This is a genomic window from Nostoc sp. NZL, assembly GCF_015714705.1.
In the GTDB taxonomy this organism is placed as follows: Bacteria; Cyanobacteriota; Cyanobacteriia; order Cyanobacteriales; family Nostocaceae; genus Nostoc; species Nostoc foliaceum_A.
This window is the reverse complement of sequence record NZ_WBKL01000059.1, coordinates 1-12,812: the sequence shown is the minus strand read 5'-3', so window position 1 is coordinate 12,812 and position 12,812 is coordinate 1. Positions and strand designations below refer to the sequence as shown.

Genomic DNA, 12,812 nt, shown 5'->3' with positions numbered 1-12,812 from the left:
GCCCCCTGCTCCCTGCCCTCTCCCATCCCCGCTGTACCAACCAAGTTACCAACCAACCGCAAATGCCAATGGCTAGCCCCAACTGCGTGACATCTACCCCAGCCACAAAAATCGCCCGCACTAACAGCACTATCAAAGCATAAATAATTACAGCAGCAGACAAGGTAATATTTAAGCTACTGCGCTCGCGCCTATCTTCCTCACTTATAGAATTAGGCTGTTGGTGAAGATTATGATAAACGGTAATGATAGTTGTGCCGATCATTGCCACATAAACGGCAATCAAGGGAAATCCTTTTAATTGCCAACCCCAATGCAGATAACTCAGCCCCAGAATATTTGCTAGAGGTAATTTGCTACTATGTAAATTGGCAAAAATAGCCCGATTTTTGGAGAGTAAAACAGTTATAGCAGTGAGAGTAGGGCAAGCGATCGCAACTACAATCCAATCCACAGGATTTTGCCACAACCGAAAGCTATCCATTGCCCAAAAGTTTACTGGCACTAACAAAAGGGTGACAATCAACAATGTCTGAGCCGTTAATCTGAGATTGCTTTGCCGATTCGCCCAGAAGCTTAATCCCCAGAAACTCAAAGTATAAGCAAATAAAACTCCATACTGTCCAGAGGCGGGAAACCTCTCCCACTGACTAGCAGCCAGTACCCCAGAGGATACAACTACCAGAAATACCCCTAGAAAAAGCAACCAACGGACACTCAGTTCTGCCCCCAAGGACTGCAACATTGTGCTGATAAAGTTGGGTTTAGCTGGTTTTTGTTGCGGTTGTCTACGGCTACTAGATTGTAAAGCTGCTACGGGCAACTGCTGCACGGGGTCGGAAGTGACAAACGCTACCTTTGTTTTAGATTCAGGCTGGGGTTGCAACACCACCGTACACACTAGAAACTCTCGGCATAGCTGCCTTACTTGGGTATCAGATATCAAACCTAAGCGCAGCCATATATCTAGCCCTTCTAATAACTGAGGATGGGAAGATGGCAGCCTGATTTCAAATTTTAGTGGGCGCTCAAGGGGCGATGACATAAGTGGCAACAGTATAACTATATACTTAAGATTGCGTTTAATTAAAGTATATTTTGGCTCTAATTGTGCCACTTCTTAGGCTAATTGACATTAATTTTTAACCTACGAGCGATATTCAAATGTCAACTGTCTGATTTTAGGTTCCGTATTCTAGTCTCCTAACCGTTACATACGCCTATAGGTTTAGTTTTGGTGGATTTTGTTATCGAGAAGGGGGAAAGGGGTAAAGGAAGAAAACCAAGATTCTTTCCCCCATGCGGTATAGAGTAAGTATTTTGAAATATGGAGAACAAAAAAGAAGATTTTTGAGGCACGCAGTGTGATAAATCAGCATCCATACTTGAAACCCCTATTTTTAAATATGGGGTTCCCTTTCCCCTCATCATCTATGCAGTAACTGCTATATTTTCCAGAGAAAGCCGTTTATTTTCCGTAACTTTGAGTTATAAATTTTCTCAATTCCAGCTTTTAAGAAATCAGAGGGATTGAACAAGAATATGTCAGTAAAACCACTAGTAACCTCTGGTAAATGATTTTTCTCTACAATTTGAAATCGCACTTTTGGATCAACTAAGTGACTAAGAAGTTGTATTGGTACAATGATGCTATCATCACTAATTAAAAGCGGTTTTTTGCCTTGACTAACAATGTTAGCAATTTGAGGAAATGCTTGATATTTTTCTGGAAATTTATTCCACCACATCTGCGCTTGAGAACTGATCGTACAAGATATGATTCCGCCCATAATTACCATGAATGCTGCAAGTGACCAGAGTTTTTTTCGCCAAACTTTAGGAGAAATAGACGTAATTTTAGTGGTCAATAGGTAAGCAACAGCTAACTGTATACCTAAAACAGAAGGAAGTGTATATCGGCTAGTAGCGTATCGCTTTTGCAAGACAAAATCCACTATCAATAGAGGAAGCCCTACAGAGCCAATCAAGGTTAATACAAATAACCAAACTTTTTTAGAAGTTCTTCGCCAAAGAAAATAAATTGAGTAGAGCATTAAAGCTAAAATAATTGAAATAAAAGGAATCAAGGCAATCTTAATTGTTCCTGGATCGCTAGGGCTAACACCTAAATCAAGAAAGGCACGACTAAAGATACCAGCCCACCTTGTAACTGATGCAAATAATGTTTGTTTAACATTGGCCCAAGTCACTGCTTCGGATTGAGGGTTACTAATAATAATCCAAATCCAGGGTACGAAAGTTATAAACCCCGCAAGCGATGAAATCAGGTAAAAAATCGATGTTTTAGTCAATCGGAAGCGTTCGATTACAACTACATAAATTCCCTGTGAAAAAGCAACCAAGGTAAAAAATATATGAGTATAAAACCCTAATGATAATGTTGCTGTATAAATGCACCAACTAACCTTTGTTTTAAGGCGCATAGCTCGCAGCAGTGCTGCGCTCGAAATTAAAATGCTTACTATCCATAAACTGTATGCTCGTACTTCTTGTGCATACACAACATGAATAGGTGAAACGGCTACCAATGCGATAGCCATGCACCCTATTAGGGAAGACTCAAATAATTCTTGGCATAGCCAATAAATACAGGGAAAGGTGAGCAGACTAATAAATGCCGAAAAACTTCTGGTTACTGCTATAGAATTGCCAAACAACTGTACCCAAAATCGGTTCATCACAATGTATAGTGGCAAAATCTGTGAGTCTTCTAAAATAATCCCTTTAATTGTATCAATTGTGTTTTTTTCAGGATTGGGATACTGGTATTTATGCAAATCTTCTACGCTGATCAAACGACCATCACTTAACTGCTGATTCATTTCTGACTGCATATACCCAGATATGCGTAATGATGAAAAAATTTCATCACCCCAATAAAGTTTTTTGTCAAGATTGACAAACCGAAAAAAGACACCTATTACTAATAAAATAATGGCTAAAAAACGGAACCAAGATTTAGAAATAAACCAGTTCTGTGACAATTGCTTTTTCATGCAGTTTTCAATCTCCTCAAAACCTTAATAAGCTGTGGTAAAATTTTATTTTGATCGCTATAATGATTTATTAGCAGACATTTGGCTTTCAATGCTACTCATAAGACGTATTGCAAAATGTCAAAACTATTTTATGCTGATTAAGTACCAGATTCAGATTAACCCAGAGATTGCAAATTGTAGATGTTATCACCCAATTTGATAAATATGAATCACTGGAGGAAAATATTTGTATCCACATTTTTAAAAGGCAATTCATAAATGTTTAAGAGCCAGTTGCTAATGGCAAAAGTAAGTTAATATCTCCGAATATGCTAAGAGATAAAAATTAGGAGTTATATAATCTACAAATTAAACACCAGTAAATTGGAATTGGTCATTACTATATAAATTTATTCTAAGTAACATGTGAATTAGTACTTAGAACTTAACGCATAACATTCAGTTATAAAATTAATAGCAAAAGTGAATTTTTTTATTGCTGTTTTCCTAACTATTTGTGTTTAGTATAACAGGTATAAGCTAGCCAATAAACACCTAGATATCTCTCAAAGCTTAACAGTTAATCAGGATAAAATTGTCTATAAATATTTGAGCTAATAGTATTCTATATCCACAGAATGAGCCTCAAAAAAAATGCAGTTTTTAGCAATAAAATACCACACCAAATGCAATTGTTTATCTGTCATCGTATAGTATAAATTAATCGAAATATAAAATACTTATGTTAAAAATAAAAAGATTTAATAAAGTTTATATGAAGTTACTTAAGTACACCGTCGAATAAGATGGAAACTAAAGTTACATTAACGTTTGTTTAAACACCAATTTTGCAACAGTGGAAGATTCTGAGTCTGGTTTATCGAGTAGACTAAGCTAGCGATCGCTCCGTAGCCCAAGTACTTCTGATTCATGGCTTAAGTGACTGATTGCTCCTATAGTTGCGATCGCGTCTACTCAGGAAAAGAAAATTTTTGTTGAGTGGAAAGTGTACAAGCCATAATGTGTCTTTGTTCCAGCACAAGTGCTTTTAAGCATAGGGTTTAACCTCTGCCCTCCACCCCTTTCCTTACTCAGCACTACTGAAACACTCAGTCCCGCCAGTTAGAGGTCATTTTGCCACCTTCTGTAGTTATTGCCTTCTTCCAGTAATAGAATTAGTAACGAAGCCTTTGTAAAGCCTTCAACTATCAAAAGATAGAGATTTAGTAGCAGATTTGACTAAGTGTAAAAAGAACGAAAATCTGTATTCCAAGTAAGCTTGTAGCATATAAAACGCTTGTAAGATTTTTATGACTTCCCGGATTCGCTTTTTAATGTGTCCTCCTGACCACTACGACGTGGACTATGTGATTAATCCTTGGATGGAAGGGAATATTCACAAATCATCGCGCGATCGCGCCGTGGAACAGTGGCAGGGACTACACGAGATTCTTAAAGAACACGCCATTGTAGACTTAGTACCACCTGAAAAAGGTTGGCCTGATTTAGTTTTTACCGCTAACGCTGGCTTAGTACTAGGGGATACTGTCGTCCTCAGTCGCTTTTTACATAAAGAACGTCAGGGAGAGGAGCCTTTCTTCAAACAATGGTTTGAGGAAAATGGTTATACAGTTAATGAACTTCCTAAAGATTTGCCCTTTGAGGGAGCAGGAGATGCGCTCCTGGATCGGGAAGGACGCTGGTTATGGGCGGGATACGGTTTCCGCTCGGAATTAGATTCTCACCCTTATCTAGCTAAATGGCTGGATATTGAGGTTCTCTCTCTGCGACTCATCGATGAACGTTTCTATCACTTGGATACCTGCTTTTGTCCCCTAGCAAATGGCTATTTGCTGTACTATCCAGGCGCTTTTGATTCTTACTCCAACCGCTTAATTGAAATGCGAGTCGCACCCGAAAAGCGAATCGCCCTTGCTGAAGCCGATGCAGTCAACTTCGCTTGTAATGCGGTGAATGTGGACAACATTGTGATCATGAACAAGGCGAGTGAAGCTTTGAAGACCCGCCTTGCAGATTTAGGTTTCCAAGTGCTGGAAACACCACTGACGGAATTTCTCAAAGCTGGTGGTGCGGCTAAATGTTTAACTTTGCGGGTGACAGAGCCAGTTAGAGATGAAATTCATGCCAATGTCTCGGTAGAAAGCCGTATCATTCGCATGGAAGGACATTTGCTAGATGCTGGCTTAATTAACCGCGCCTTGGATTTGATTATAGATGCCGGGGGAAGTTTCCAAGTCCTGAATTTCAACTTGGGAGAACAACGGCAAAGTACTTCAGCAGCCGAAGTGAGGGTATCAGCACCATCTCATGAGGTGATGGAAGAAATCATCTCAATGTTGATTGATTTGGGTGCAGTAGATTTACCCCAAGATGAGCGAGATGCCAAACTGGAACCGGTAATTCAAGATGGCGTTGCGCCCGATGATTTCTACGTCAGTACAATTTATCCCACCGAAGTCCGAATTAATGGTCAGTGGGTGAAGGTAGAAAATCAACGGATGGATGGTGCGATCGCAATTACTCAAACTCCCTCTGGCTTAGTTGCTCGGTGTAAAATCCTCCGCGACTTAGAAGTTGGCGAACAGGTAATTGTAGATGTGTTAGGTATCCGCACCATCCGCAAAACTGAATCACGCGAACAACGCAGTACCCAAGAATTCAGCTTCATGTCAGCGGGCGTTTCCAGCGAACGGCGCGTGGAATTAGTCGTTGAGCAAGTAGCTTGGGAATTACGTAAAATCCGTGATGCTGGTGGTAAGGTAGTTGTCACGGCTGGCCCCGTAGTGATTCACACTGGTGGCGGCGAACACTTGGCGCAACTGGTTCGAGAAGGATACGTACAGGCGTTGCTTGGTGGTAATGCGATCGCAGTTCACGACATCGAGCAAAATATCATGGGCACTTCTTTGGGTGTAGACATGAAGCGGGGTGTTGCCGTCCGTGGTGGACACCGCCATCACCTCAAGGTAATTAATAGTATCCGCCGTTATGGCAGCATTCCTAAAGCTGTGGAGGCGGGGGCAATTAAGAGTGGCGTGATGTATGAGTGTGTCCACAATAATGTACCTTTTGTGCTTGCGGGATCGATTCGGGATGACGGGCCTTTACCTGATACCGTAATGGATTTGATTAAAGCACAGGAGGAATATGCCAAACATCTAGAAGGTGCGGAGATGATTTTGATGCTGTCATCGATGCTGCATTCCATTGGCGTGGGAAATATGACTCCGGCTGGTGTGAAGATGGTGTGTGTAGATATTAATCCAGCTGTAGTGACTAAGTTAAGCGATCGCGGTTCTGTAGAATCGGTGGGTGTGGTGACAGATGTGGGATTATTCCTCAGTCTGTTGATTCAGCAGTTGGATAAGTTGACAAGTCCTTATGTTAATAAGGTAGGTTAAGAAGACGAACCGCAGAGGCGCAGAGGGCGCAGAGAAAGGGAGATGACAAGAGTAGCTTTCAGTGAAGATTTGCAGGTTAATTGGGTCAGTTTGATTGCTGATTTCTTGTTGGTAGGGATGGTTTTTGGCCCGCCTATCGCTCCCTTTTTGGCTGCGTCTGGAGTGTCTTTGCTTCCTGGGATTGCGGACATCATTTATTTCATGGGAAATCATGTGTGTCCGCAACCAAATATGGGGTTACATTTAGCACCACCGTTTATCATGGCTGTGTGTATGCGCTGCTACGGCACTGTAACGGGTTTGCTGATTACTCGTCTGCTGTATGGGGTAACTGGTGGTAAAGGATTTTACTGGTTAAGTCAGTATGGCTGGAGTGGTGTGGCTTTAGCAAGTGTGCTGATGATGGCTTATCCTTTAGAATTAGCAGCGCAAGTTTTAGGTTGGTGGAGTTTTAATAATTATCTGGTTACGCCTTTTGGGTTAATTACAGGTTTGGCGTGGGGATTGTTTACCATGCCGATCTTACATGGGTGGCGGGTTGCTAAAACCAGCTTGCATGAATTGTAGAATTAGAAACTGCACGCCAGTCACCTCTCCTACTTGACATAGAAACGCTAACATTTGTTTAAGATAACTAGCAGTTATGTCTAATGTGGCCTTGGTAGTCTAAGTAGCTAACTACTTGGTAAACACATTGCTCAATAGTAAATTGATCAGTTAAACAAATAACCTCTGGATTTAAAGGTTCTTCGTAAGGGTCAGATATACCAGTAAAATGCTTGATTTGTCCCGTCTTGGCTTTGGCGTAAAGTCCCTTCACATCACGGGATTCACAAACTGCTAATGGTGCTTGAATATAAACTTCCACAAAGTTGGTGGTTGTTTGTCTCAATTCATCTCGAATTTCCCGATAGGGGCTGATTGCAGCAACGATCGCCACTACCCCATTTCGACTGAGCAAGTTGGCAACAAAGCCAATGCGGCGTACATTTGTATCCCTATCTTGCTTACTAAATCCAAGTCCTTGAGATAAATGGGTGCGAACGACATCACCATCAAGCAATTCTACTCGGCAACTCCGCGATCGCAGTTCTTGGGCAACAGATGAGGCGATCGTTGTTTTACCCGCGCCACTTAACCCTGTTAGCCAGAGGATTAGACCTTGATGGTTCATAACTCGCTTTTTCTTCATCTATGGAAGAGTGCGATCGCACTTTACATTATTTGTGGGAGCGATCGCACATCTAAAATGTGTTAATTTTTCCTAGCTCATGATGCAACTAACTTTTTGCGGCTAGGACGCTTGTACTCCGATTTTTTCTTTAATCCTACCGCTTGAGCTTGATCGCTATCTAATCCATATTGTCCGCGCACAACTTCTTTCATCGCTAATACCGCATTGTGAAATTCCCATTCTGCTAATCGCGCAGCATCAGCAGCAGCACGGTATAAAGTTAGTTTCTCAGTTTCGGCTTGTTGCTGGGTTAACATAGCTTGATAAGCTTGCTGTAAGTTGGTAGCAGAGGCATCAGCACGGGTTGTTTGATAAGTGGCGATCGTTTGCAAGCCGTGCCATGAATTAACATCTTCACTAATTAATTGAGGGCGCAAACGGCGTGTTGTATCTTGGGTAGACATATCAGCATACTGTTGTAAGGTACATATTTAATGTACCCATTGCAACCCTAAAGCTATCAGTAAGGTGAAGTTTTTAGATAAAACAAGGTTAAATAAAGGGTAAGCTCATTTTTGCAAGTCGATGCATTAAAGGTGCAAGTCGATGCATCAAAGGTGCAAGTCGATGCATCAAAGGTGCAAGTCGATGCAACAAAGGTGCAAGTCGATGCAACAAAGGTGCAAGTCGATGCAACAAAGGTACAAGTCAATGCAACAAAGTTGCTCTTTGATGCATCAACATTGCTTGTTCATGCAACTAAAGTCGGCGTTGCATGAACCGAGATGATTAAAGGGTTACGAAATCAGCAGCAGTCAGCGTCGTAGTATTAACACCATTCAGCGTCGCCAAAATTTCATTAGTGGAAGTCACCAGAATATTGTTACCTGAGAAACTTAATTGCCCAAGGCTTAAACCACCATACAGTCCGATTAAATCATTACCGTCAGAGAAATCAGTAATGGTGTCAGTCCCTTCTCCAGCAGCAAAGGCAAATGTATCATTACCATTGTTACCAGTGAGGGTATCGTTGCTAAGACCACCATAGAGTAAATCGTTGCCAGTACCACCGTAGAGGCGATCGCTACCGTCACCCCCGTAGAGGGTATCATCGCCATTACCACCGTTGAGGGTATCGTTACCCGCGCCGCCATCCATCAGGCCATCGCCATACAAGACATCGTTACCATTCTCGCCAAAGAGGCTATCGTCACCTGCGCCGCCGTAGATGGTATCGTTGCCATTGCCGCCGTTGATGATGTCGTTACCAATGGTGCCAATCAGGTTATCCGCAAAATTAGTGCCAAACAGGTTCAGACCGACAGCCACAGTCACCGTAGCAGTATCAGTGAGGCTACCATCGCTGAGAGTGTAATTAAAGCTGGCATTACCAAAGAACAGAAGATTTGGCGTAAAGGAAACAAAATCATCTGCGGTGTTGCTGGCTGTGCCGTTATTATTCAGGACGGCAGTACCGTTAGTAAAACCGCTGACACCAGTGATACTCAGCGAGGTGCTATCAACATCGCTATCATTTGCTAGTAGGTTACTAACTGGGATGTTGACGGTAGTAGCAAAGAACGTGGAAACACTGTCATTAACAGCAACAGGCGCATCGTTAACACCGTTAATTGTGACGGTAACGCTAGCAGTATCCGTTCCGCCGTTGCCATCGGAGATAGTGTAATCGAAGCTATCACTAGCAGTTGCACCAACTGCCAAAGATTCAAATTTACCGTTAGGGTTGTAATTGTATGTGCCGTCAGCGTTGAGCGTTAATAAAGCACCGGATGCCAAGGTAATCTGCTTGCCGACATCAGCAGCAACGCCTTTTACAGCCGCTACTGTTAAGATATCGCCCGCATCGGGGTCAGTATCGTTGGTGAGGACATTACCGTTAACAGCAGTATCTTCATTAGCTGTTACGCTGTCATTTGTGGCAGTAGGGGCATTGTTGAATTCATAAGACCCAATATCCACTGTACCGCCAATGGTGCGAGTTATACCCCGTTGGTCAGTGGTGACACCGGAGGGAATCAAAGCATTATTGCCGGCGTTGATAGCGGCTGAACCTGCAACTAAAGCGTGAGTTTGGGTTGCGCCACCGTTGTTGGCGAGAGAGGCGATGACTTGGTTAATATTGGTGATGCCAGCCGAGGCAAAGGTGATATCGCTGCCTGTGCCGATAGTGCCGCCTGCACCACTTAGGCTACCTATGAGGTTGTTGCCGTTGCCTGTGACTGTACCGGAAATATCGTTACCATTATTACCAGCAATAATGGTGTTTTGAGCGGTAGTAGTTCCAAAAAAGACGATTAATCCTCCACCATTGCCAGCACTATTATTAGTAATAGTGCTATTAGTAAAAGTAACTTCTCCCCCAAGAATTAAACCACCGCCAAATTGGCCCGATGAATTTCCAGAGATGGTACTGTTGGTGACATTGAGTGTACCAGCATTAGCAATGCCGCCACCAAATCTTGATGACGTATTGCCAGAGATAGTACTGTTGATGACGTTAGTGCCGCCGAAGTTGCCAATGCCGCCACCGCCAAAACCACCGTTTGCATTGTTATTAGAGACGGTACTATCGGTTAAAACCAAACTACTACCACCATTGACAAAAATGCCACCACCGTCATTTGCATTGCCATTAGCAATTGTCAAAGCATCAATTGTGGCATCTGTTCCGGTATTAGAAATGTTGAACACGCGGGAAGCATTGTTGCCACTCACTGTCAGTTGATTTGCCCCAGTTCCCTGAATGGTGACATCATCAGTAATTGTCAGTTCCCCAGATGTCAAGGTAATGGTATCGGGGGTAGCATCGGTAAACACACTACCTCCAAAGGTAATTGAATCCGCGCCTGCCGAAGCATTGGCATCGAGAATCGCTTGCCGCAAGGAATCTGCACCGCTATCGTTGGTGTTGGTGACGATGAAATTTGCCATTTGATTATTCCTGTGTTTTAGGTAAATGAGTTATTTGTAGGGTGGGCAAATATTTGCCCATCCTACTTAGACAAGTTAAAGAAACCCTTGTAGAGAAGCAAAATTTGGCATCTCTACAATGTTGAATTTATGAATCATTGAGTTCGTAGTCAGGACTAAAGTCCTGAGTTCACCAGACTACCGACACGGCTAGTCATGCTGGCATGAAACCGGGGATTTTGCCGCAGTAAAGCTCCGAGTAAAGTGGAACCGGAACGAGGTAAGCCGGAGATCAAGTGGATTTTGGCACTCATGACGATTAATTGGCTTTGATTTATTGCCTTGACATAGAAGCTTTTGCACCTGTGTGTTTTGCTCGCACAAGCTAGACAGTTGTTAAAATTTTGCTTTGGTCAAGGAGATTATATAGCAATCAGCTTGATTTCCGCATCGTACAAAGATCCTAGTTTTGACTAGGATCTTTGTCCTATATAATTAATACTTATGTTGAATGATGAGAGTGGCGATACCTACGGTGGTCACTGAGCGCAGCCGTACCACTTGCCTGCGGCACGCTCCGCGAACGTGGAAGCAAGCTACGCGGAGCGTCTCGTAGAGAAGTGTGGGCTACGCCAACGCTTCTACTCCATGAAGACTGAGCATGGCTAATTTTTGCAACTTTAATGCAATAAAGGTGCAAGTCAATGCAACTTAGTTGCTTTTTGATGCAATAAAGGTGCAAGCCAATGCAACAAAGATGTAAGTCGATGCAACTTAGTTGCTTTTTGATGCATCAAAGGTGCAGGTCGATGCATTTAGGCAATTTGTAGGGTGAGCAAACATTTGCCCACCCAATAAACTTAAACAGAGGTAAAATTGTTCTGTGTCGGCGTCGTGGTATCAAACGCAGTCAGTATTGCTAAAGTTTGATTGCCTAAACGAATTTCATTACCAAAGAAAAAGCGATGGTCAAAGACCCGCCTTCTCTCCGAGAGGCTCCGCCAACGGCGATAAGCGTTCGCGAAGCGTCTCGAAGAGAAGCTTAAGCCGAAGGCTATCGCATCACCAATCACCCAAAAAGGCTATAATCCTACACTGTTAAGAAATCAGCAGCCGTCAGGGTATTGGTATTAATACCCGTCAGAGTTGCCAGAATTTCATTGGTGCTGCTAACAAAGATGTTGTTGCCAGAGAAAGACAGTTGAGCATAGGTTAAACCGCCAGACAGACCAATGTAATCAAGTCCATCGTTAAAGTCAGTAATCGTATCAGTGCCGTCTAAGGCGGCGAAGATAAAAGTATCAGAAGCACTGCCACCAGTTAAGATGTCGTTGCCAGCACCGCCAGTCAAATCATCCTTGCCGTTACCGCCATAGAGCGTATCATTGCCGACACCGCCAGTGAGGATGTCTTTGCCGTTGGTGCTTTCCTCGCTGTCGTCGCCCTGCAACAAATCGTTGCCGTCGCCACCATTGAGGATGTCACCGCCGTTGCCACCTGTTAAAGTGTCATCAGCACCATTGCCGTTGAGGGTGTCTTTGCCATTCTCACCACAGAGGCTATCATTGCCTGCTGTGCCGTTAAGCAAGTCGTCCCCGTTACTACCACAAAGGCTAGTCCCCACGGCGACGGTGACATTACCAGTGTTGGTGAGGCTGCCATCGCTGAGGGTGTAGTTAAAGCTACCATTGCCACTGAATCCAGTAGTTGGGGTGAAGACAATAAAGTCATCTGCCGAGTTAAGAGGAGTGCCGTTATTATTCAGGACTGCGGAACCGTTGGTAGCATTACTGACAGCAGTGATGCTGAGGGGGTTGTTGTTGGGATCGGTATCGTTAGCTAACAGGGTACTTGCCGAGATGGTCACGGCAGTATTAAAGGCAGTGGTAGCACTGTCGGGGTTAGCGACGGGGGGTTGATTGCTTGCAGTGATGTTAATTGTGCCGTAGACATTATCGTTATTGGTGGCTGTTCCTGCATCATCTGCTGCACTGTTGCCACTGAAGGTAGGATTACCTACAGAATTGACGGTAGGCAGAACGGTAGGCATTCCCTGGTTATTGCCGTTGGGATTGGTGAGGGACTGCATGATGAAAATCGCCCCACCTAAGCCTTTACCAGATTGAAAACCCGTCCCACCTGTAGCCGTGTTGTCCGTAAAGCTGGTGTTGTTGAGGGTTAAAGAACCACTGCGGACAAAGATGCCGCCTCCCAATCCAGCACCGCCGCCGCCGATGCCCTCGCCGCCACCGCCGTAGCTGCTGGTGATGCCCAAGCCTCTGCCAC

9 protein-coding genes and 1 pseudogene are annotated in these 12,812 nt (G+C 43.5%); 3 read left to right on the top strand and 7 right to left on the bottom strand.

Features of this window, described 5'->3' with window-relative positions; translation table 11 throughout:
* A pseudogene (locus F8R90_RS08140) lies at positions 1–1,045 on the bottom strand (DUF2157 domain-containing protein); the annotation flags it as partial.
* A 400-nt stretch (positions 1,046–1,445) separates the two neighbouring features.
* Positions 1,446–3,017, bottom strand: coding sequence for a glycosyltransferase family 39 protein (locus F8R90_RS08135; protein WP_196510336.1), 1,572 nt, complete (start codon positions 3,015–3,017; stop codon positions 1,446–1,448).
* 1,292 nt (positions 3,018–4,309) lie between these two features.
* Here F8R90_RS08135 and argZ point away from each other — a divergent pair.
* Together argZ and F8R90_RS08125 are read left to right on the top strand one after the other, a co-directional pair.
* Positions 4,310–6,421: a bifunctional arginine dihydrolase/ornithine cyclodeaminase gene (argZ, locus tag F8R90_RS08130; protein WP_196510335.1), complete on the top strand. Its 2,112-nt coding sequence runs from the start codon at positions 4,310–4,312 to the stop codon at positions 6,419–6,421.
* A 42-nt stretch (positions 6,422–6,463) separates the two neighbouring features.
* Positions 6,464–6,988 (top strand): DUF2085 domain-containing protein, encoded by a 525-nt coding sequence (locus F8R90_RS08125; RefSeq protein WP_196510334.1) that lies wholly within the window; start codon positions 6,464–6,466, stop codon positions 6,986–6,988.
* 67 nt (positions 6,989–7,055) lie between these two features.
* Here F8R90_RS08125 and cysC read toward each other — a convergent pair whose 3' ends face one another.
* Together cysC and F8R90_RS08115 are read right to left on the bottom strand one after the other, a co-directional pair.
* Entirely contained in the window at positions 7,056–7,595 is a 540-nt protein-coding gene (gene cysC / locus F8R90_RS08120; protein WP_196510333.1) for an adenylyl-sulfate kinase, read from the bottom strand.
* Positions 7,596–7,690: 95 nt separating this feature from the next.
* A complete protein-coding gene (locus F8R90_RS08115) occupies positions 7,691–8,059 on the bottom strand; it encodes a hypothetical protein (protein ID WP_196510332.1) in 369 nt (122 codons plus the stop codon).
* A gap of 111 nt (positions 8,060–8,170) precedes the next feature.
* On the opposite strand from F8R90_RS08115, the gene F8R90_RS08110 reads away from it, so the two are divergent.
* A complete protein-coding gene (locus F8R90_RS08110; protein WP_196510331.1) occupies positions 8,171–8,374 on the top strand; it encodes a hypothetical protein in 204 nt (67 codons plus the stop codon).
* A 10-nt stretch (positions 8,375–8,384) separates the two neighbouring features.
* Here F8R90_RS08110 and F8R90_RS08105 read toward each other — a convergent pair whose 3' ends face one another.
* The 3 genes from F8R90_RS08105 to F8R90_RS08095 all read right to left on the bottom strand — a co-directional run.
* On the bottom strand, positions 8,385–10,547 hold the full coding sequence (locus F8R90_RS08105; protein ID WP_196510330.1) for a beta strand repeat-containing protein: 2,163 nt from the start codon (positions 10,545–10,547) through the stop codon (positions 8,385–8,387).
* A 155-nt stretch (positions 10,548–10,702) separates the two neighbouring features.
* Complete coding sequence (locus F8R90_RS08100) at positions 10,703–10,840, bottom strand: hypothetical protein (protein WP_196510329.1); 138 nt, start codon at positions 10,838–10,840, stop codon at positions 10,703–10,705.
* A gap of 776 nt (positions 10,841–11,616) precedes the next feature.
* The coding region (locus tag F8R90_RS08095) for a calcium-binding protein (RefSeq protein WP_196510328.1) at positions 11,617–12,812 on the bottom strand (1,196 nt) is incomplete at its 5' end.

Excerpts from the sequence above, each read along its gene's own strand:
- F8R90_RS08135 (WP_196510336.1), bottom strand. The coding sequence starts at position 3,017 with ATGAAAAAGCAATTGTCACAGAACTGGTTTATTTCTAAATCTTGGTTC.
- argZ (WP_196510335.1), top strand. The coding sequence starts at position 4,310 with ATGACTTCCCGGATTCGCTTTTTAATGTGTCCTCCTGACCACTACGAC.
- F8R90_RS08125 (WP_196510334.1), top strand. The coding sequence starts at position 6,464 with ATGACAAGAGTAGCTTTCAGTGAAGATTTGCAGGTTAATTGGGTCAGT.
- cysC (WP_196510333.1), bottom strand. The coding sequence starts at position 7,595 with ATGAACCATCAAGGTCTAATCCTCTGGCTAACAGGGTTAAGTGGCGCG.
- F8R90_RS08115 (WP_196510332.1), bottom strand. The coding sequence starts at position 8,059 with ATGTCTACCCAAGATACAACACGCCGTTTGCGCCCTCAATTAATTAGT.
- F8R90_RS08105 (WP_196510330.1), bottom strand. The coding sequence starts at position 10,547 with ATGGCAAATTTCATCGTCACCAACACCAACGATAGCGGTGCAGATTCC.
- F8R90_RS08100 (WP_196510329.1), bottom strand. The coding sequence starts at position 10,840 with ATGAGTGCCAAAATCCACTTGATCTCCGGCTTACCTCGTTCCGGTTCC.